Origin of the sequence: Streptomyces sp. NPDC092296, assembly GCF_044755465.1 — a bacterium.
GTDB lineage: Bacteria > Actinomycetota > Actinomycetes > Streptomycetales > Streptomycetaceae > Peterkaempfera.
Window position 1 is genome coordinate 160841 of the sequence record NZ_JBIVRB010000003.1, and the last position, 20349, is coordinate 181189.

Annotated in this window: 14 protein-coding genes, 1 pseudogene and 1 riboswitch; of the genes and pseudogenes, 10 read left to right on the forward strand and 5 right to left on the reverse strand. The window is 71.2% G+C overall.

The window, feature by feature from the left end; translation table 11 throughout:
* Positions 1–158 precede the first annotated feature (158 nt).
* A riboswitch (cyclic di-AMP (ydaO/yuaA leader) is annotated at positions 159–308 on the forward strand.
* Between the two features lie 10 nt (positions 309–318).
* Positions 319–1392 carry an NlpC/P60 family protein gene (locus ACIQGZ_RS11175; RefSeq protein WP_402600933.1) on the forward strand — a complete coding sequence of 358 codons (1074 nt, stop codon included), beginning with the start codon at positions 319–321 and terminating at the stop codon, positions 1390–1392.
* 86 nt (positions 1393–1478) lie between these two features.
* Here the strand turns inward: ACIQGZ_RS11175 and ACIQGZ_RS11180 are convergent, their stop codons facing one another.
* Positions 1479–2117: a class I SAM-dependent methyltransferase gene (locus ACIQGZ_RS11180; RefSeq protein ID WP_402600935.1), complete on the reverse strand. Its 639-nt coding sequence runs from the start codon at positions 2115–2117 to the stop codon at positions 1479–1481.
* Between the two features lie 98 nt (positions 2118–2215).
* Between ACIQGZ_RS11180 and ACIQGZ_RS11185 the strand changes: the two genes are divergently transcribed.
* From ACIQGZ_RS11185 to ACIQGZ_RS11210, 6 genes are all read left to right on the forward strand, one after another.
* The gene (locus tag ACIQGZ_RS11185) at positions 2216–2806 is read left to right on the forward strand and encodes a helix-turn-helix domain-containing protein (protein ID WP_402600937.1); all 591 of its coding nucleotides are present in this window, start codon (positions 2216–2218) and stop codon (positions 2804–2806) included.
* A 153-nt stretch (positions 2807–2959) separates the two neighbouring features.
* Entirely contained in the window at positions 2960–4018 is a 1059-nt protein-coding gene (locus ACIQGZ_RS11190) for an NlpC/P60 family protein (protein WP_402600938.1), read from the forward strand.
* Between the two features lie 83 nt (positions 4019–4101).
* The gene (locus tag ACIQGZ_RS11195; RefSeq protein ID WP_402600940.1) at positions 4102–5352 is read left to right on the forward strand and encodes a hypothetical protein; all 1251 of its coding nucleotides are present in this window, start codon (positions 4102–4104) and stop codon (positions 5350–5352) included.
* Positions 5353–5740: 388 nt separating this feature from the next.
* Positions 5741–8203, forward strand: coding sequence for a hypothetical protein (locus tag ACIQGZ_RS11200; protein ID WP_402600941.1), 2463 nt, complete (start codon positions 5741–5743; stop codon positions 8201–8203).
* 97 nt (positions 8204–8300) lie between these two features.
* Positions 8301–14462 (forward strand): RHS repeat-associated core domain-containing protein, encoded by a 6162-nt coding sequence (locus ACIQGZ_RS11205; protein WP_402600942.1) that lies wholly within the window; start codon positions 8301–8303, stop codon positions 14460–14462.
* 4 nt (positions 14463–14466) lie between these two features.
* The gene (locus ACIQGZ_RS11210; RefSeq protein ID WP_402600943.1) at positions 14467–14928 is read left to right on the forward strand and encodes a hypothetical protein; all 462 of its coding nucleotides are present in this window, start codon (positions 14467–14469) and stop codon (positions 14926–14928) included.
* Between the two features lie 109 nt (positions 14929–15037).
* Here the strand turns inward: ACIQGZ_RS11210 and ACIQGZ_RS11215 are convergent.
* Positions 15038–15629 (reverse strand): annotated as a pseudogene (locus ACIQGZ_RS11215) (site-specific integrase); the annotation flags it as partial.
* Between the two features lie 229 nt (positions 15630–15858).
* On the opposite strand from ACIQGZ_RS11215, the gene ACIQGZ_RS11220 reads away from it, so the two are divergent.
* Positions 15859–16494: a hypothetical protein gene (locus ACIQGZ_RS11220; RefSeq protein ID WP_402600944.1), complete on the forward strand. Its 636-nt coding sequence runs from the start codon at positions 15859–15861 to the stop codon at positions 16492–16494.
* A gap of 142 nt (positions 16495–16636) precedes the next feature.
* Here ACIQGZ_RS11220 and ACIQGZ_RS11225 read toward each other — a convergent pair whose 3' ends face one another.
* Positions 16637–17251 (reverse strand): hypothetical protein, encoded by a 615-nt coding sequence (locus ACIQGZ_RS11225; RefSeq protein ID WP_402600945.1) that lies wholly within the window; start codon positions 17249–17251, stop codon positions 16637–16639.
* The gene (locus ACIQGZ_RS11230; protein WP_402600946.1) at positions 17248–17505 is read right to left on the reverse strand and encodes a hypothetical protein; all 258 of its coding nucleotides are present in this window, start codon (positions 17503–17505) and stop codon (positions 17248–17250) included. Before ACIQGZ_RS11230 ends, ACIQGZ_RS11225 begins: the two co-directional genes overlap by 4 nt.
* Positions 17506–17632: 127 nt before the next feature.
* Between ACIQGZ_RS11230 and ACIQGZ_RS11235 the strand changes: the two genes are divergently transcribed.
* Together ACIQGZ_RS11235 and ACIQGZ_RS11240 are read left to right on the forward strand one after the other, a co-directional pair.
* Positions 17633–18454 carry a helix-turn-helix transcriptional regulator gene (locus tag ACIQGZ_RS11235; protein ID WP_402600947.1) on the forward strand — a complete coding sequence of 274 codons (822 nt, stop codon included), beginning with the start codon at positions 17633–17635 and terminating at the stop codon, positions 18452–18454.
* A complete protein-coding gene (locus ACIQGZ_RS11240; protein WP_402600948.1) occupies positions 18451–18666 on the forward strand; it encodes a DUF397 domain-containing protein in 216 nt (71 codons plus the stop codon). The genes ACIQGZ_RS11235 and ACIQGZ_RS11240 overlap by 4 nt, the downstream gene beginning before the upstream one ends.
* A gap of 333 nt (positions 18667–18999) precedes the next feature.
* Here ACIQGZ_RS11240 and ACIQGZ_RS11245 read toward each other — a convergent pair whose 3' ends face one another.
* The gene (locus tag ACIQGZ_RS11245) at positions 19000–20112 is read right to left on the reverse strand and encodes a methyltransferase domain-containing protein (protein ID WP_402600950.1); all 1113 of its coding nucleotides are present in this window, start codon (positions 20110–20112) and stop codon (positions 19000–19002) included.
* Between the last annotated feature and the right edge of the window lie 237 nt (positions 20113–20349).

The window sequence follows — 20349 nt, forward strand, 5'->3', positions numbered from 1 at the left end:
AATCTTGTCGCCACCGGGACTTTTTACCTACAAGGATTTGAACGGATCACAGTTCAGTTACTAGTGTCTGGCGACGAGCCACCGTGAAGTGATCAGCCGACGTGGGTGACGGCGGTGGCTCCCGCCGAGTTCGAGACGCGGCAGGACAGGGTGCTGTCCTCCAGGGGATGCCGTCGATCGGAGCCGGGGAACCAACTTCCTCGGGGTGAATCGGCGTCAGGGCCGGCCAACACCGGCTGAGGCGTCGTAGGGCATGCTTCCAGCCCGAACCCGTCAGCTCACCCGGTAGGCGGACGTAGGAAGAAGGAGTCCGCCTTCGTGGCGTCCCACCGCCGTCCCAAGCAGCCCAGCCGCGCGCGCATATCCGTCCTGACCGCCGCAGCAGCCACCGCCGTCGCCATCTCCGCCCAGGCCGGAGCCGCCCACGCGGCCCCCAAGCCGACCAAGGACCAGGTCAAGGCCCAGGTCGACAAGCTCAATGAGCAGGCCGAGGTCGCGACGGAGAAGTACGACGGCGCCAAGGAGAAGCAGCAGCAGCTCCAGAAGCAGGTCAACCACCTCCAGGACCAGGTGGCCCGGCGGCAGTCCGAGGTCTCCTCGATGCAGAGCACGCTCGGCCAGGTCGCCGCCCAGCAGTACCGCAGCGGCGGTATCGACCCGACCGTGCAGCTGATGCTCTCCTCGGACCCGAGCCAGTTCCTGGACAAGGCGTCCTCGCTCGACCAGGCGAGCAGCCAGCAGACGGACGTCCTCAAGGAGCTCCAGCAGCGGCAGCGCAAGCTCGACCAGGACAAGGCCGAGGCGCAGGACAAGCTCGCCGAGCTGGACAGCACCACCAAGGAACTCAAGGCGTCCAAGGCCGAGGTGCAGCAGAAGCTCGCCAAGGCGCAGGAGCTGCTCAACACCCTCACCGCCCAGGAGCGCGCCGCACTCCAGCAGGCCGAGGCCGACGCCGAGCGCGCCTCGCGCGCCGCCGCCCGCGGCCCGCTGACGACCTCCGGCGCCACCGGTGGCACCACCAGCACGGCGGGCGCCGCCTCCAGCTATGCCGCCGCCGCGATCGCCGCCGCCGAGTCCAGGCTCGGTTCGCCGTACGTCTACGGCCACGTCGGCCCGTCCACCTTCGACTGCTCCGGCCTGATGCTGTGGGCCTACGGCCAGGCGAACGTCTCGCTGCCGCGCACCTCGCAGGCGCAGGCCAGCGCCGGTACGAACATCGGCACCAACATCGCCAACGCCAAGCCCGGCGACCTGATCATCTACTACAGCGGGATGAGCCACGTCGGCATGTACGTCGGCAACGGGCAGATCATCCACGCCCCGCACACCGGCGCGGTGGTCCGCTACGAGTCCGCCACGGTGATGCCGATCGCCCGGATCGTCCGGATCTGACGCACCGCTGACCCAGCGCTGACGCGTGTTCCCGGGGCGCCGCCGACGGCGACACCCCGGGAACACGCGTCTCCGGGGCCGGCTGCTCAGCCGGGCAGGCGGCGGAGCCCCAGGGTGTTGTCGACGCGGGTGGCCGGCTTCCCGTCGGGGCCCTGCTGGATGCGTTCGTGCTCCTCGCTGACCAGGACCTCCCACCGGTCGCGCGGCAGGTCCAGCGCGGCCAGCAGCTCCAGCGGGGTGGGGAGGTCCACCTCCTGCTCGGGCCCGTGCTCCCAGGGCGGCGGCCCGGCGTGCCCGACCACCAGCAGGACGCCGCCCGGGGCGACGGCTGCGGCGGCGGTCCGCAGGATCTGTTCCCGGGGTATGCCGGGGGAGTGCAGGAAGTGCGCGGAGACCAGGTCGAAGGCGCCGGCCGGGAAGGACTCCGCCAGGTCGTGTCGCTGCCAGTCGATCCGGTCGGCGACGCCCGCCGCCGCCGCGTGCCCGGCCGCGCGGTCCAGGGCGACCCGGGAGACGTCGGTCGCGGTGACCCGCCAGCCCCGCCCGGCGAGCCAGACCGCGTCGGCGCCCTCGCCGCAGCCCAGGTCGAGCGCGGTGCCCGGCGTCAGGTCGGCCGTCTCGCGGATCAGCGTGGTGTTGGGCTCGCCGCTCCAGATCCGGTCACTCCGGGCGTAGCGGGCGTCCCAGAACCCCGCCGTCGACATGCTGCTCCGGTCATCGGTCATCGGTGCTTTCCTCCATGGCGTGGGGGTCGGACCCTGCCGAGGGTCGGTCCGCGCCCCGGCGTTTGACAAAATTCCTTGCCGGGTCGGCAAATGGAGCCATGGCAGACGACGACTTCGCCACCGTACTGACCGCCGTGGGCCCCCGGCTGCGGGCGCTGCGCCGGGAGCGCGGCACCACGCTGGCCGCGCTCAGCGGCACGACCGGGATCTCGGTCAGCACCCTCTCCCGGCTGGAGTCCGGGCAGCGCAAGCCGACGCTGGAACTGCTGCTGCCGCTGGCCAAGGCGTACGGCGTGCAGCTGGACGAGCTGGTCGGCGCGCCCGCGACCGGCGACCCGCGCATCCATGCGCGTCCGTTCGTCCGGTACGGCAGGACCTTTGTGCCGCTGACCCGCCACCTGGGCGGGCTCCAGGCGTACAAGCTGATCCTCCCGCCGGTCCGGTCGGGCCGCGAGGAGCTGGAGCAGCGGGTCCACGAGGGGTACGAGTGGCTCTATGTGCTGGCGGGGCGGCTGCGGCTGGTCCTGGGCGAGCACGACCTCGTCCTCACGACGGGGGAGGCGGCCGAGTTCGACACCCGGGTGCCGCACGGATTCGTCAGCGCCGGTCCGGAGCCGGTCGAACTGCTCTCCCTGTTCGGGCCGCAGGGCGAGCGCCTGCACGTCCGGGCCGGACCAGCCGGCCGCTGAGCCGCCAGGGTGCTGACTGCTCGTCCGGTGTGTCCGATACGGAAGAAAAATTGCTATTAACGGAAGTTTGGTCTCAGTGCTCCCGGTTCGCTAACGTCTGCGCTCGGACCTCCGCCTCCCGGCGGCGGCCAGGATGAAGGGAGCCCGCGCGCGTTGGCCACCCATCGCCGCCCCAGACAACCGCGCCTGGCACGCGCCACGCTCACCGCGGCCGCCGCCACCGCCGTCGCCCTCGGCGCGGCCGCCGCCGCCCAGGCGTCGCCCGCCGACCCCGCCGTCGCCTCGCACCCCTCCGAGCAGGAGGTCAAGCAGCAGGTCGACGAGTTGTACGCCCAGGCGGAGACCGCCACCGAGCGCTATGACGGCACCCGGGAGCGGGTGCGGCAGCTGCGCGTCGAGGCCGCCTCCCTCCAGGACCAGGTGGCGCGCGGACGCGACGCGCTCAACCGCATGCTGGAGGACCTGTCGGAGATCGCCGGGGCCCAGTACCGCTCCGGCGGCATCGCCCCCACGATGCAGCTGATGCTCTCCTCCGACCCGGACGGCTACCTGGACCGCGCCACCGCGCTGGACCGGCTGGCCGCCCAGCAGGCCGACGTCCTGCACGAGGTCGCCACCAAGCAGCGCGCCCTGGACCAGCGCCGCGCCGAGGCCGCCGCCCGGCTGGCCGACCTGGAGACCGCCCGCCACGACCTGGTCCGCGACAAGCAGGACGTGCAGCGGCGGCTCGGCCGCGCTCGGGCACTGCTGGACACCCTCACCGGCGGGCAGCGCGCCCGGCTGACCGCCGAGGACGCCCGCGCCGCCCGGCAGCGGGTCAACGCGGCCACCGGCGGAGTGGGCCTCTCCTCGCTGCCGGCCCCCGACGCTCGGGCCGCCACCGCCGTCGCGGCGGCCACCGGCGCGCTCGGCTCGCCGTACTTCTACGGCGCGGCGGGCCCGTACTCGTTCGACTGCTCGGGCCTGATGTACTGGGCCTGGCGGCAGGCCGGGGTCACCCTGCCCCGCACCTCGCAGGCCCAGGCGGGCGCGGGGCGGCGGATTCCGCTCTCCGAAGCCCGGCCGGGGGACCTGGTGATCTACTACGGTGACATGCACCATGTCGGCATGTACGTCGGAGGCGGCACCATCATCCACGCGCCCTACCCCGGAGCCAGGGTCCGCTACGAGAGCGCCCGGACGATGCCCATCGCGGCGGTGGTGCGGGTCTGAGCGGGACCACGCCCACGCCCGGCATACCGGGCCGGGGGCGGCTCACCCGGCGGGGAGCGCTGCTGCTCGCCGCCGGGGGCCTGGTGCAGCTCTCCGTACCGCGCCGCGCCCCCGCCCCGGCCGTGAAGGCGCTGCGGATCGGCGTCGCGGACCGGGCGCTCGCCCCCGCGCCGCCCAGCCCCGAGCCGTCCGCCGCCGCCCGCCCCGAGGTGGAGGCGCTGCTCGCCCGCCGCGCCCGCGCGGTGCTGCACCGGGACGCCGCCGAGCTGGCCGCCACGGCCGCGCCCGCCCACCGCGCGGCCCAGGCCGAGCTGGAGCGGCGTACCGCGCGGGTGCCGCTCGCCGCCTGGAGCTACCGGGTGACCGGGCTGGACGGCGGCGGCGACCGGCTGACCGCCGACGTCCGGCTCGACCACCGCATCACCGGCTACGACCGCCATCCGGCGACCGCCACCCGGCGGCTCACCCTGGAACGCTCCGGCGGGCGCTGGCTGCTCGCCGCCGACCGGCCGGTCGGCGGCGCCCTGCTGTGGGATCTGGGCACCGTACGGGCGGTGACCGGTCGGCACTGCCTGGTGCTGGGCCTGGGCACCGCCGCCGAGGCCGAACTGCTGGCCCGCGCCGCCGACCGCGCCGTCCCGGCCGTCAGCGCGGTCTGGGGCACCGGCTGGGCCGGGCGGCTGCTGCTGTACGCCCCCGGCTCGCTGGACCAGCTCGCCCGGCTGCTGGACGCCGGCGCCGCCGACTACCAGGGCATCGCCGCCGTCACCACCGCCTCCACCGGGCCGTCCGACACCGCGCCCGCCGACCGCATCCTGGTCAACCCCGAGGCGTACCGGGGGCTGAGCGACCTGGGCCGCCAGGTGGTCACCACCCATGAGGCCGTCCATGTCGCCACCCGCGCCGCCACCCGGCCGTGGACGCCGCTCTGGCTCTCCGAGGGCGCCGCCGACTGGACGGCCTATCTGCACACCGGCCGTACCGCCCAGCAGATCGCCCCGGAGCTGGCCGCCGACGTCACGGCCGGCCGGCTGCCCCGGGCGCTGCCCGCCGACGCGGCCTTCGGCACCACCGCGACCGGCCTCGCCCAGGCGTACGAGCAGGCGTGGTTCGCCTGCACGCTGATCGCCCGCCGCCACGGCCCCCGCGCCCTCACTACCCTCTACCGCACCATCGCCGCCACCGGCTCCGCCGACGCCGACCGCACCACCACCGTCGACCGCGCCCTGCGCAAGGTCCTCGGCACCGGCCTCGCCGCCTTCACCGCCGACTGGCGCTCCCAGCTGGCCGCCGAGCTCACCACCCCGACCCCCTCCCCCCGGCCCGCCGGCTGACCGCCCGGGTGCCGCCTTCGGGCGCGGGCGTCCTGCTGGCTGTCGTCCAGGAAGGTTACGCGCCGTCACTGACTGCTGTCCCCTTCCCATTACGGGCCGTTCAATGCCTGCGGAACCAGTGATCCACGTCATGTCGAGGGCGTCAGGAGTTCGCCGCTTTCCCTGTGATGCGCCCCGTTCTGTGGAGGTGGACAGGAAGATTGCCTGCTCTATACCTTCCCTTGGCAGATCGATGAACGAAATCCAGATCTGCGGGGGACGGATGAGGCGGGGAGCGCTCGCGGGTAGGCATGCCATCGTCGGGCTGATGAGTGCGGCGCTGGTGCTGACGTTGACGGTTGGCAGTCCGGGCACCGGGTCGGCCGAGGCAGCACCGAGGACTGTGCCGGTGGCGGGGGAGCCTTCCGCCGAGGCCGACACCGCACCGGTGCTGAGCGAGGATCAGGCGCGCGCCGAGGCGGAGCGCGCCGGAACGGAAATCGAGGTCACCGCGCGGCGCGGCGAATCGAGCGAGCTGTTCGCGAAGCCGGACGGCACCTTCGAACTGGTGGAGCACGTCAGCCCGGTGCGTACCCTGCGTAATGGCCGCTGGGTGGCGATCGACGCCACGCTGCACCGCGCCGCCGACGGCTCGGTGGCGCCGGCGGCCACGCCGCTGGACGTGGCGTTCTCCGGAGGAGGCGACCAGCCGCTGATCCGGTTGCGGGAATCCGGACGTGACCTGCGGCTCTCCTGGCCGCAGCCACTGCCGGAACCCATCCTGGACCGAGATACCGCCACCTATCCGTCCGTGCTGCCCGATGTCGACCTCCGACTGACGGCCGACGTCTCCGGGGTGAGCCAGATCTTCGTGGTCAAGACCCGCGAGGCCGCGCACAACCCGGCACTGCGGCAGCTGACCCTCCAGTTGGCTTCAAACGGGCTCAAGGTACGCGAGAACGCGCAGGGCGGCCTGGAGGCGGTCGACAGCGGCGCCGGTGGCGTCGTCTTCCGGGCCCCGCTGCCCGTCATGTGGGACTCCCCGGCCGCCCCGGCGTCCGATGAACCGGCACGCCATGCCGCGGCCGGCCCCGCCGGAGCCCGCAGCGCCCCGCTGCCGGACGCGGCCGAGACCGCCGGTGGCCCCGTACCGTCCGGGATCGAGCAGGCCACGCATACGGCGCCGATCCAGGTGGATGTGGCCGACGAGCAGGACGCGCTGCTGCTCACCCCGGACCGGGCGCTGCTCGACGACCCGGACACCCGGTACCCGGTCTACATCGACCCGACCTGGGACTCGCCCAAGGCGACGGACTGGGTGGGGGTCTCCCGGGCCTATCCCAACCAGCCGTACTGGCATTTCTCCAACAAGTCGGACTTCGGCATGGGCTTCTGCGGCGCGGACCCCGCCTGCGCGCCCTCCGACGTCAAGCGGGTGCTGTACCAGGTGCCGACCACCAAGTTCGCCGGCAAGCACATCCTGTCCGCCGAGTTCGTGGCGCACGAGACGCACTCCTACTCCTGCACGGCGCGGTCCGTGGAGCTGTGGCAGACCAAGGCGATCAGCTCCGGTACCGACTGGACGGCCCAGAAGGCTTCGGGCTTCTGGACCACCAAGCTGGCCACCTCGTCCTTCGCCCACGGCTGGGGCAGTTCCTGCCCGGCGGCCGATGTCGAGTGGGGTGGCACGTCCGGCGCGGTCAAGGACGCCGTGCAGAAGGCGGCCAACAGCTCCGCCCGGACCATGACCTTCGGCCTGCGGGCCACCGACGAGACCGACAACTACGCCTGGAAGCGCTGGTCGAACAGCGCCTACCTGCGGGTGCAGTACAACCTCCCGCCCAAGCAGGCCCGGATGGCGAGGGACGGCTCGACGCTCGACCTGACCATGTCGCCCGGTGTCTGCCAGACCTCGCCGGCGTTGCTCAACCGCATTCCCTCACTGACCGCGAAGCTGTCCGACCCGGACGGCGACAAGGTCGGCGCGCAGTTCGCCGCCGGCTGGGACATCGGCGACGGCCAGGGTCACAAGCGGCGGTGGTGGTCCACCGGGGCGGAGGGTACGGCGCCGGCCAGCAGCACGTTCAAGGCGTCGGGATCCACCTTCTCGGTCACGCTGCCCACCTCGATCCCGCAGAACAAGAGCATCGGGTGGGAGGTCCGCGCCTGGGACGGGGCCGAGTGGGGCAGCTGGAGCTCCGCAGGTGACCCGCAGACCAACTGCTACTTCAACTACGACACGACCCGCCCTCCGGGCCCGACCGTGACCTCGGCGGACTATCCCGGGTCCATGGACCCGACCGCCGACCTGCCCTGGATCGACGGAGTCGGCCGGTACGGCACGTTCAGCATCCGCTCCACGGCCAGCGACGTCACCATGTACCAGTGGGGCCTCGACGCCTCGGCGTCCTCGGCACACCAGCTGACCACCAGCGGCGGCGCGGCGAAGACCGTCACCCTGCTGCCGCAGACCGAGGGTGTGCACTTCCTGTCGGTGACGGCCATCGACAGCCACGGCAACGCCTCCCAGCCGGAGACCTACTACTTCGCCGTCCGGCGCGGCCAGCCGGAGCGGGGCTCCTGGGACCTGGACGAGGCGGCGGGCGCGACCGCCGTCACCGGGAGCGGCGGATCATACCCGGCCGCGCTCGGCGGCGGCGCTGTACTGGGGGAGCCCGGACAGCAGGGCACCGCCGCCGGACTCAACGGCAGCGACGCCTACCTCGAAAGCAGTGGCGCGGTCCTGGACACCACTCGCAGCTACACCGTCGCCGGCTGGGTCAGGCTGGACAGGACAGGGCGCAACTACACGGCGCTGGCGCAGGACGGCACGTACCACGCGGGCTTCTACCTGGGCTACGGACGGCAATGAGCCGGGAGACCTCTGCTGGGCGTACGACAACGCCACGATCAGCTTCAACGGCAGGGCGGGGGAGCTGATCCCCACCGGTACCGCCGACACCTGGCGGATGAAGAACGACGACGGCACCCGCATCCAGCGGATCAAGGACACCGACCGGGGCAACGGCGACAACGACGGCGAGTACTGGAAGGTCACCACCACCGCCGGCGTGCAGTACTTCTTCGGCTACAACCGCCTGCCCAACTGGACCACCGGCAAGCCCGAGACCAAGTCCACCTGGACCGTGCCGGTCTACGGCGACGACACCGGGGAGCCCTGCCACGCCTCGACCTTCGCCGCCTCCTGGTGCCAGCAGGCCTGGCGCTGGAACCTGGACCTCGTCCTCGACCCGCACGGTGACGACATCACCTACTGGTACACCCAGGAGACCAACTCCTACGGACGCAACCTCAAGGCCGCGGACGACACCCCCTACGTGCGGGGCGGCTACCTGTCCCGCATCGACTACGGCCAGCGCAAGGCCGACATCTACTCCGCCAGCGTCAAGCCGGCCGCCCAGGTGGTCTTCGGCAACTCCGAGCGCTGCCTCCCGCAGACCGGCGTCAGCTGTGCCGAGTCCGCCATCGACAGTCAGAAGTTCTACTGGTACGACACCCCGTGGGACCTCAACTGCAAGGCGGGCACCGACTGCGACCAGGGCAGGCTCTCCCCGACCTTCTGGACCCGAAACCGGCTCACCTCGGTGACCACCCAGACGCTCCAGGCGGACGGCGGCTACCAGCCGGTCGACATCTGGTCGCTGACACACCACTGGGGCACCGCCGACACCGACTACCAGCTGCTGCTGGACAGCGTGCAGCACACCGGCAAGGCCGACGGCAGCGTCACACTGCCCAAGGTGACCTTCGGCTACGACCAGCTGGCCAACCGGCTCGACAAGGTCGGCGACGGCCGCGCGCCCTTCATCAAGCAGCGGCTGGGCACCGTGGACGACGAGTCCGGCGGCCAGATCGACATCAACTACAAGGCCCCCGACTGCTCCTGGTCCGACCTACCGACGCCGGAGGCCAACACCACCCGCTGCTTCCCGCAGTACTACCAGCCGAGCAGCAAGGTCGACCCCAAACTGGAGTGGTTCAACAAGTACGTCGTCGAAGCCGTCATCCAGACCGACCGCACCGGCGGCGCGCCGGACATGAAGACCACGTACGACTACCTCGGCGGCGGGGCCTGGCACTTCGACGACGACGACGGCCTGACCAAGGAGAAGCTCAAGACCTGGTCGCAGTGGCGCGGGTTCAGCCACGTACGGCAGCGGACCGGCGGCGTCTCCGCCATGAGCACCCAGACGGACCACTACTTCCTGCGCGGTATGGACGGAGACCGGAAGAACGCCTCCGGTGCCACCCGCAGCGTCACGGTAAACGACGGCGAGGGCACCTCGCTCACCGACCATGACGCGCTGGCCGGCTTCGAGTACCGCACCGAGACCTACTCGGCGCCCGGCGGGGTGGTGCTGGTCAAGTCCGTGGCGTCCCCGTGGCACCATGAGACGGCCAAGCGGGAGCGCTCCTGGGGCACTACGACCGCCAACCTGACCGGCATCGGGACGGTCCGCACGTACACCTCGCTGGACAACGGTGCCGGTGCCTCCTGGCGGCGCACCCAGCGCACCACCAGCTACGAGAACACCGCCGGCCGGGCGGTGCAGGTGGAGGACCTGGGCGACCTGTCCACCATCGCGGACGACCGCTGCACCACCACCAGCTACATCGACAACACGACGGACTGGCTGCTCGCCTTCCCCTCCCGCACCGAGACGGTCACGGTGGACTGCTCGGCCCGGCCCGTCCGCCGGACCCAGGCGGACGGGACCGGCTCCCAGGTGCTGTCCGACATCCGCACCGGCTACGACAACCAGAGCTGGGGCGCCGCGCCCGTCAAGGGCGACGCCACCATGGCGCAGACCCTGGTGTCGCACGACGGTCGGTACGGCACCTACCAGAACGCCAGGACGGCCTTCGACGACTACGGGAGGCCGACCGAGTCCTGGGACATCTACAGCAGCACGGTCTACGACGACACCGGCGCCGACGCGCCCAGCACCACGGCCGCCTCGGACGCCCGTAAGACGACCACCGCCTACACCCCGGCTACCGGCAGGCCGACCAGGATCACTGTCACCACGCCGCCGGCTGCGACCACCGCTGCCTCGACCGCGCAGACCACGACCACCTACTACGACACCCTGCGCGGCGCGACATCCGCGACGGTGGACGCCAACGGCAAGCGCACCGACCTGATGTACGACGCGCTCGGGCGCCTGGTCAAGGTCTGGCTGCCCAACCGCCCCAAGGCCTCTTCGCCGACCCCCTCGTACGAGTACGTCTACACCATCGCCGACGACACCATCGTCTCGGTGGAGACCAAGGTGCTCCGCAACAACGGCACCCAGCAGTCGTCCTTCGCGCTCTACGACGGCCTGCTGCGGCAGCGGCAGACCCAGGAGCCGGGCCCAGACGGCGGCCGGCTGCTGACCGACACCTTCTACGACGCGCGCGGCCTCACCGTCCTGACCTGGACGCCCTACTACGTCACCGGCGCCCCCAGCGGAACGCTCCAGCGGATCGACGACGACTCGGGTGTCGAGACGCAGACCGCCTACCAGTATGACGGCCTGGGACGGCAGACCAGCGAACGGCTGCTGGCCGGCAACGGCAACGGTGAGCCGCTGGCCACCACGACCGTCACCTATGGCGGGGACCGCGTCTCCGTGGTGCCGCCGACCGGCGGCACCCCCACCACCACCGTGCTGGATGCGCAGGGCCGCACGATCGAGCTGCGGCAGTACCACGGGCCGACCGCGACCGGGGCCTACGACGCCACGCACTACGAGTACAACGCGGTCGGCTTCCCGACCAGGCTCGCGGACCCGGCGGGCAACGTCTGGACATGGGCATACGACCTGCGCGGCAACCAGGTCAAGGCCGTCGATCCGGATCACGGGACGACGGTGAGCGGCTACGACAAGCGAGGCCGGCTGATCTCCACCGCCGCCGGCGAGCAGAAGCTGTTCTACGCCTACGACGACCTCGACCGCAGGACTGCGGAACGCTCCGGCAGTGCCACCGGGTTGCTGATGGCGTCCTGGACGTACGACGCGGCCGGCTACAAGGGCCAGCTGGCGTCGAGCAGCCGCTTCCGCCAGGTCGGCAGTGCCACCTACGAGTACAAGGACACCGTCAACTTCTACGACGAGCTCTACCGGGTCACCCGTTCCACCACGCAGATCCCCTCGGTGCCCGGCGAGGAGGCGCTGGCCGGCAGCTACCAGGTCAACAGTCCTTACAACCTGGACGGAACGCCGAAGACGATCGGCTACCCCGCAGCCGGCGGCCTGCCGGCCGAGGCACTGGCACCGACCTATGACGACCTGCACCGGGTCACCGCCCTCGAAGGCGCCACCAGCTATCTGACGAAAGCGACGTACAGCCTGACCGGCAAGCCGCTCCAGTACGAGCTGTCCACCGGTGGGCGCAAGGCCTGGATCACCGACTCGTACGAGTGGGGAACCCAGCGGCTGGCCACCTCGCGGACCGACCTGGAGAACACCACCGGACCGGAGCGCGCCGCCCTCTACCACTACGACCAGGCGGGCAATGTGCTGTCGGTCTCGGACCGGTCGCGAACCGGCACCGACACCCAGTGCTTCGGCTACGACTACCTCCAGCGCCTGACCCAGTCCTGGAGCCAGTCCACGGACAGCTGCGCCGCCCAGCCCTCGGCCGCCGTCGTGGACGGACCCGCCCCGTACTGGACGAGCTACACCTACAACCTCGACGGCAGCCGGAAGACCGAGACCCAGCACGACGCCGGCGGGAACAGCGCCCTGGACACCGAGCGCGCGTACCACTACCCGACCGCCGGCAGCCCGCACCCGCACGCCCTGTCCGGGATCACCACCACCGGGCCCGACGCCCGGACCGAGTCCTTCGACTACGACACCACCGGCAACACCATCGAGCACGACACGGTGCTCTCCGACACCCGGCTCCCGGCGGGCACCGTACTCACCGGCGGCCAGGACGCCACCTCGCCCTCGGCGCGGCTGGTGATGCAGACGGACGGCAACCTCGTCCTCTACGCGATCTCCTCCGGGGAGAAGCTGTGGCAGTCGGGGACGGCCGGACACCCCGGCGCCACCGCCACCATGCGGGACGACGGCGCGCTGGTCGTCACCGGCACCGACCACGCCGTCCTGTGGACCTCAGGCACCGCGACCGGCGCCGGGTCCGGCAACGCCGCCGTGCTGACCGCCCACGGCAACCTCGCCGTCCGGGACGCGGACGGGCACGACCTGTGGTCCACCGGCACCCTCGCCGACCTCCCGGACGGCACCCCGCCCGACTCCACGATGAAGCCGGAGTGGGACGCCGAAGGTCGGCTGGCGAAGGTCTCCCAGACGACCACCCGGGTCGTCGGCGGCACCTCCACCAGCAGCACCAGCACCACCACCTACCTTTATGACGCCGCCGGCAACCGGCTGCTCCAGCGCACGGCGAACAGCGCCGCGCCGGGCTCCGCCACCACCACGCTGTACCTCGGCGCGACCGAGCTCACCTTCGCCTCCGGCGCTGCGTCGGCCACCGCCACCCGCTACTACGACCTGGGGGAAGCCACCGCTGTACGGACCAGCGACGGCACGGTCAACTTCCTGGTGGGCGACCAGCACGGCACCGACGACGTCACGGTGAACGCCGCCACCGGCGCCACCTCCCAGCGGCGGTCCGCCCCCTTCGGCGCCCCGCGCGGTGCCCAGCCCGCCACCTGGCCGGGCACCAGGGGCTTCGTCGGGGGCACCGTCGATCCGACAGGGCTCACCCACCTGGGGGCCCGCGAGTACGACCCCGCGACCGGGCGCTTCCTCAGCGTGGACCCGCTCCTGGACGCCAGCAACCCGCAGCAGCTCAACGGATACGCCTACGCGGAGAACTCTCCGGTAACCCGGTTCGACCCCTCCGGGCAGTTCAGCCTCAGCGGGCTGATCAACGCGGTCCTCGGCTTCGCCAACAACCTCACGGCGGCGATCAACCGGGCCAGCCAGCACACCGGGTCCCGGCCGGGCAGTCAGGGAACCGGTTCCTCCATCCCCGCCGCCACCTCCACCCCCGCCTCCACGTCCGTCTCACCCACGCCCAGCCCGTCTCCCGGCCCGCCGCCGGTCCCACCGCCCTACGCCTTCGCTCCGTCGCCCCCGTCGCGGGTCGGGCTGGAGATCGCCCTCGCCGTCTGCGGCTGGATTCCCTTCGCGGGCGTCGCTTGCGACGCGTACGACCTCAAGCGTTCCTGGGACGAGGGCGACAATCTGGGGGTCGGCCTGAGCATTGTCGGTTTCCTCCCGTTCGGTGACTTCGCCAAGATCCCCAAGGCCGCCAAGCGGGTCGACGAGGCCAGGGACGCCGTCAAGGAGGCGAAGCGGCTCCACGAGGCGGCCGAGGCGGAGAAAGCGGCGCAGAAGGCGCTCAAGGCCTGCGCCGGCAGGAGCTTCCTGCCGGACGCACCGGTGCTGCTGGCGGACGGCACCACCAAGCCCATCCAGGATGTCAAGGTCGGTGACCGGGTCTGGGCCACCGACCCGGACACGGGAGAGAGCACGGCCCGGCCGGTCACGGCGGTGCTCAGGATGGAGCACGACGAGGACTTCGCCGACGTCACCCTCCAGGGCGCCGACGGCACGGAAACCCTCACCGCCACGACCAACCACCCGATCTGGGTGGACAGCACCCACACCTGGACCCCTGCGGGCAGCCTCGTCCCGGGCATGCGCCTGCACGCCGCCGCCGCCCGGCCCCTGCGCGTCGTCCAGGTGCACACCTACACCAAGCGGCAGACGACATACGATCTGACGGTCGCCGACGTCCACACGTTCTATGTGATCGCCGGCGCAACTCCTGTCCTCGTCCACAATTCAGGACCGAACTGCGGGGTTCCGCTTGGAGGTAAGAATGGCGACCACCTTGGCGGAGAAGACTTCCACGGTAGTGAATACTCCTTGGATGAGATCACTGAGTTCGTGAATGGGCATACGGGTGATGGAAATCCAGCGATGGGTAGGCCTTCGGCGGCAGAGGTGGAAACCACGTTGAGGCAAGCTGGGCCCCGTCAGATTGAAGGGCAGAATTCATCGCGATTTGACTATGATGGAGTTCGCGTCATCGTGAACTGGGATATGCCATGGAAATCGACGGCCTACTACCCGGGAAGGTGATGTCATGTCGGAAGTTCAAGCCCGCGAGTGGCTTGGCCGCCATCTGGGAGTCGCTGAAGCGGACCAACTGGACGGGACTGTGGTCAGCGTGGCCCCTGCTCGATCGTTGGGCCTGGTCACGCTGCTGATCGGTTGGTACGAGCACGTGACGCGGATGGAGAGGGAGATCGAGCTCCCCGATTCCGACAGGTCTGTATGGGGTGCGCATGACTTGATTGCGGCCGACATTCTGCGGGATTTCCTCGCCAGAGGGCTGGAGAGCCTTTCTGGGGGAGAGTCAAGAAATTTCCTTAACGCCCTCAATGAGGCGGATTCGAGATTTCTCTCTTATACGGAAGTCGACGAACTGGGTGTCCTCCTTCGGCTTGATGATGATGGGCCTGAAGTGCGTGGATGGTGGTGGACACGCATTCCGCGCTCTGGGCCGATCCGTAGAGACCTAGACCGGTTTTCCGCGTCGTTCTAGACGACAAGTATGGCCACTCATGGGTGGCCAGGAATTGCCAGAGTGCCCCACCGGCGACTTTCCTGGTGGGGCACTCTGGCGAGCTTGACGGCAGTAGTTGACGGCAACGTCAACGCACGGCGGCTCCGATGAGAGGCGGAGTGTCACCGTCGTCGGGCTTGCCGGTGATCTCGGCGGGGTTGCAGAGGGCGCGGCCGAGAAGGTCGATGGCGTCGCGCTGGAGGCGGAGCCGGACGTGGGCGTACACGGTGGCGGTGACGCCGATGTGGGCGTGCCCCAACAGCTCCTTGACCACGACGAGTCCCACTCCCTGCTCCAGGAGGAGGGTGGCCGCCGAGTGGCGGAGGTCGGAAGCGGATGCGGCGGAGTCCGGCGTGGCGGAGCAGGGTGTTGAAGTGCGGGGTGAGGGTGGCCCCTTCGATCGGGTCGCCGGTGGACCGGGTGAAAACATAGCCACTGTTCTTCCAGGCCATCCCGGCCGCTTCGCGTTCCTGGCGCTGCCGGGCGCGGTGCTGTTCGAGGGAGCGCATGCACTCGGTGGGCAGGGAGATCCGCCGCTCCGAGCTCTGGGTCTTGGTCGGGAGGGCGGTCAGGCCGTCGGAGTTGGTGCGCTGGAGGGTGCGGCGGATGCTCGCGATTCCGTCGGCCAGGTCGAGGTCCTCCCAGCGCAGGCCGAGGAGTTCGCCCTTGCGGAGCCCACTGGCGGCTCCCACCTGGCCACCGAGCTCACCACCCCGACCGCCTCCCCCCGCCCCGCCGGCTGACGGCCCGTCATCCTTCCTGTCGCCGCAGCCGGTTCCCGGCGCGGCCTGGTCGGTGCCGCTTCGCGGGTCGGCCGGCTGCGGCTGTAGGGTCTCGCCAGCCCTGACGAGTGCCGACCAAGCGGCATCGGGGGGCGGTGATGAGCTGTTCGGTACGGGGGATGAAGCAGTGCATGAAGTGCAGTTCGGGACGGAGGGGCTGTCCGAGGTCGGGGGGTCACCGGAGCGCCGGGGTCGGAAGCCGTGGTTTGTGGCCGGTGGCGTGGGGGTCTGCCTGGCGCTGGGGGCGCTGGTCGTGGTCGGACGGTCGGCGCAGCACAAGGCTGTTTCGCCCGATGCCGGGCGGCTGGTGCCGCCGTCGTCCTTCCAAAGCATGGAGCTCATTGACAGCTGGGTCGCGAGGGAACTGATGGTGGCGTTCGCCCAGGCATGGCGGGAGAGGCCGGGCGTCCTGAGCAGGGCTGTGCCCAGTGCTGCGGCGTACGTCGATGGTTCGGGACGGGGGCTGATCTTCATTGGTGCGGCCGGCCTCAGTGGCCCGGTAGCGAGCAACGACCAGGTGCTCGAGGACTTCATGGGCGAGGACGGCGGAAGGCTGGACGAAGCGAAGGCCTATGATCCAGGGGCACTGGGCGGGTCGCTGACCTGCGGAAACGCGGTGAATCTCGCGACCTCCCCGGGAGCCTGCTTCTGGTCGGACGAACACACCGCCGCCATGCTGATAGACATCTCGGGCACCATGGGCCGAGACCGACTGGCCGCGGATGCCCGAGCCTTCAGAGCGGCGGCCGAGGCCGACCGGTGACCGGCGGGCGCGGGCGGCGCCGGCGATGGTCGCTGGAACATGCCGCCATCGGCGGTGGAACGGTACGACTGCCGGACGGTGACGTGCCCGCCCGCCGCGCCCGGGGTGGGCCGGGCGCGGCGCGGGCGGTCGGTCCGGCCGCTCAGTCGGGGAGGTCGACCAGGGTGCAGCCGTGGAGCTGCATGACCTGCTGGGCGGCGAGGATGCGGTGGATGTTGGGGTCGTCGTAGGCGATGGTCACATCGGTGGTGGCGCGGGGGCGGGTCTGGCCGGGGTGGGCGAGGTAGAGGCCGCCGTAGACCCCGGCGACTTCGGGGTGCTTGACGCGTACGGCGACATAGCGGCCGCGCAGATGGGGGCAGAGCCGTACCGAGACCCGGGCGCAGGGCAGGCAGAGCGGCGGGTCGGTGGCGGCCATCCGCTCCGGCCAGCCGGGCCACTTGCCGCGTTCGTCGCGCAGCAGCCAGAGGCTCCCCAGCTCGTTGACGTCGGCGGGGCCGTCGCAGACCTGGCAGCGCAGATTGCGCATCGCGTGCCGCTGGCGGCGGGGGTGGACCAGGCCCAGCTGTGGGCGCCCCCGGGTCGGCCGGCTGTCGACCCGGGTCCACAGCACCCCGTGCGCGTCGCGGTCCCCGGGGCGTTCGTCGCGGTACGCGATCCGGCCCGTGGCCGGGTCCGCGACCAGCTCCCGGGTGTAGCGCTTCTCGCTGCTCCAGGTGGCGATGTACGGGACGGGGACACCGTTCTTCGGGTTCATACGGCCGCTCCTCGGCTCTGCGCGTTCAGTCGGGACACCTCGGGCACCAGCCGGTCGCTCAGCAGCGCCGGCCGAATCCGCTGGGGCGGTACGGGCCACTCGCACCCGCCGCCCTGCGGCCGCAGCATCCACCGGCCGCCGACCGTCCCCCGGAACTCCCCGACCCGACCCGTCCGGGTGTCCACCAGGACGGTGCCGACGGCCGGGATACCCGGTTGCTGCTGAAGTTCGGTCGGCTGTTCGAGCATTGACACTTTTGGGTTCCGTCCTTGTCTGTCTTGCTGGGATCTCACTCTCTGTGCATTAATCGTGGCGTTTTGGGCCTACGATTCCCAGACCGGAAGCGTTGACCTTACAGAACGTCAACTGGAGGAACTGCGCATGGCATATGCCGACGAACTCGACCCGCTGTCATCCGTACTCGCGTTCTATGCGACGGACCTTCGCAGCTTTCGCGAGAGAGTGGGATTGTCCCAGCGTGCGATGGCCGCCAAGGCGCACATCACCCCGTCTCTCCTGAACAAGATCGAGGCGGCTAAGCGGCTGCCGAGTCGTGAACTGTCCGAACTTGCCGACGAACTGTTCGGAACGGGTGACCATTTCCAACGGCTCTGGCCATTGGTGATCAAGTACGCCTATCCAGCGTGGTTCCGGCCGTTCGTAGACCTTGAGGAAGCGGCTACGGCGATCCGGTCGTTCGAGGTGCAGGTCGTCCCGGGCTTGTTGCAGACGGCCGACTATGCGCGGGCCGTACTCTCCGCAGGCCGACTGGACATCGACGGCCTTGAGGAGCAGGTGACCGCGCGACTCGAACGGCAGCGCATCCTCTCACGGGATGCACCTCCGGAGCTGTGGGTGGTGATGGACGAGAACATCCTTCGCCATCGCACGGGGAACGTCGAGACGATGCGGGGCCAGTACGAGCACCTGCTGACGGCTGCCGAGGCCCCGAACACGGTGATCCAGATCGTCCCGTTCGACGCCGGAGTCCATGCGGGAGTCGGCGGTCCTTTCTCGGCACTCAGCCTGGACGAGGGCCCTGACGTGGTGTACATCGAGGGCTTCCTGCAAGGGCAGATCCTCGGGGAACCGGAGCACGTCAAGACCGCTGCGCGCATTTATGATCTGCTCACAGCCGTCGCTCTCTCACCCAACCGGTCAATCGACATGATTGCCCACGCTCTGAAGGAACTGAGTACATGACCAGCGCGAGCAGCCTGCCCGATGCGGTGTGGCACAAGTCCAGCTACAGCAGCAACAACGGTGGTAACTGCATCGAGGTGGCGGACAACCTCCCGGGTATCCGTCCGGTGCGCGACAGCAAGGACCCGCACGGCCCCGCGCTGGTCTTCCCCGCCGACGCCTGGCAGGCGTTCGTCGCCGCCACCGCCGCAGGCGAGTTCGGCCCCGCTTGACGACCCGCCCCGGGACCCCGCCACCGCCCGCCGGTGGCGGGGCCCCACTGCGTTCCTCGCCCACTTGGCTACGTGGGGGCGACCGGCTCGGCGTCGTCCAGGGGCGGCGGTGGGTGGGCACGCCAGACTTTGCCCGTGACGTCGCACGCACTGCGTCTCACCGCCGCGATCCCGGCCACGTCCGCACTCGCGGCAGCCGCGCCAAGTACCGCAAGGAAGGCCGCATGTACCGTTCTCTCGCGCCGGGCGCCCTGCACTTCCTCCTGTGGCAGGCCGACTGGACCGTGGACGACCTCGACGGCTTCCTGAAGTAGCCGTTCCCTCTGCGGGGGGTCACTGGTCGGGGGTGGGCCAGCGGGGGCCGGTGGTGGGGTCGTGGCACCAGAGGTACTGGTGGGTGGGTTCGACGGTCATGCCGTAGTCGTAGAGTTTCGGGCTGCCGTGGGAGAGCCAGGTGTCCCAGGCCCGTTCGAGGTCGTCGGCGAGGCGGCGCGGGCCGCCCTGGTGGGCGACCGTACGGCCGGGGCCCAGGGCGGAGAGGGTCGCCCAGGAGGTGCCGTCGTGCAGCCAGGCCGACTCGCCGTCGGTGGTGATCCGGAGCCGGGGGAGTGCGACGCGCAGCGCGAACCGCAGGTGGGCGTCGTCCCGCAGTGGGCCCAGGTCGCGGTGGAGCGGCCGTTCGGCCTGGGCGGGGCCGTCGCCGCGGACCGTACGGAAGTCCGGCAGCGGGCGGCCGGTGCCGCGCGCGGGCATGAACTGGGCGAGGCCCTGCACCCAGCCGGTGGCCGACCGGCCGTCGGGGGCGACGGTGAGGGCCACATGCCCGAGGTGCCCCCAGGGGGTGACGATCCGGCCGCCGGGGCGCGTCTGGGCCACCCACGCCCAGGGCACCCGCTCCACCGCGTACGTGGCGACCACCCGGTCGTACGGCGCTCCGGCCGCCCACCCGGCCGCGCCGTCCCCGACCTCGACGGCGACCCCCGCCCCCGTCGCCGCCAGCCGCCGGCGGGCGGCGGTGGCCAGGGCCGGGTCCACCTCGACGCTGGTCACCCGGCCCGGACCGGCCCGCCGGGCCAGCAGGGCGGCGTTCCAGCCGTTGCCGGTGCCCAGCTCCAGCACCCGGTGGCCGGGCGCCAGGATGAGGGAGTCCAGCATGTCGGCCACCACGGCCGGACAGGACAGGCTGGACGACGGCAGCCCCTCGCAGACCTGGGTGACCGCCGCCTCGTCGGGCCCCGCGAACAGCACCCGGGCCCACCGCTCCGGGTCGGCCCCGCGCTCCACGGACACCCAGCGGTGCCCGTCCCACTGCCAGAGCAGATCCGGCGCGAACCGGTCACGCGGCAGCGCCTCCACCGCCAGGCGGACCCAGGGCGAGTCCGCAGGCCAGTCGCCGCGCCGCTCCATGGCGTCCGCCAGGCGGCGGCGCAGGATGTCGACGTCCATGCGCGCTGCTACTTCCGGTGCCTGCCGTCGGAAGGCGGCGGCTCGGGGACCTGCCCGTCCGCGTTCCCGGGCGGCGGTGTGCCCTGGGACGGGTCCGGCGGCGGCTTCTCGTGCTCTCCCACGGGAGCCTCCCTTCGTGAGCGCTTGGCCGTACGGTCCCAGCGTCCGCCGCAGGCTGACAGCCGGTCAACGGCGCTCGGGTGTGCGGTGGGGCGCGTGGCGGGACGGGTGTCGGCC

Bases quoted from the DNA above. Each gene is read 5' to 3' on its own strand.
- ACIQGZ_RS11225 (WP_402600945.1), bottom strand. From the start codon at position 17,251: ATGAACCCGAAGAACGGTGTCCCCGTCCCGTACATCGCCACCTGGAGC.
- ACIQGZ_RS11235 (WP_402600947.1), top strand. From the start codon at position 17,633: ATGGCATATGCCGACGAACTCGACCCGCTGTCATCCGTACTCGCGTTC.
- ACIQGZ_RS11180 (WP_402600935.1), bottom strand. From the start codon at position 2,117: ATGACCGATGACCGGAGCAGCATGTCGACGGCGGGGTTCTGGGACGCC.
- ACIQGZ_RS11185 (WP_402600937.1), top strand. From the start codon at position 2,216: ATGGCAGACGACGACTTCGCCACCGTACTGACCGCCGTGGGCCCCCGG.
- ACIQGZ_RS11210 (WP_402600943.1), top strand. From the start codon at position 14,467: ATGTCGGAAGTTCAAGCCCGCGAGTGGCTTGGCCGCCATCTGGGAGTC.
- ACIQGZ_RS11245 (WP_402600950.1), bottom strand. From the start codon at position 20,112: ATGGACGTCGACATCCTGCGCCGCCGCCTGGCGGACGCCATGGAGCGG.
- ACIQGZ_RS11240 (WP_402600948.1), top strand. From the start codon at position 18,451: ATGACCAGCGCGAGCAGCCTGCCCGATGCGGTGTGGCACAAGTCCAGC.
- ACIQGZ_RS11205 (WP_402600942.1), top strand. From the start codon at position 8,301: ATGAAGAACGACGACGGCACCCGCATCCAGCGGATCAAGGACACCGAC.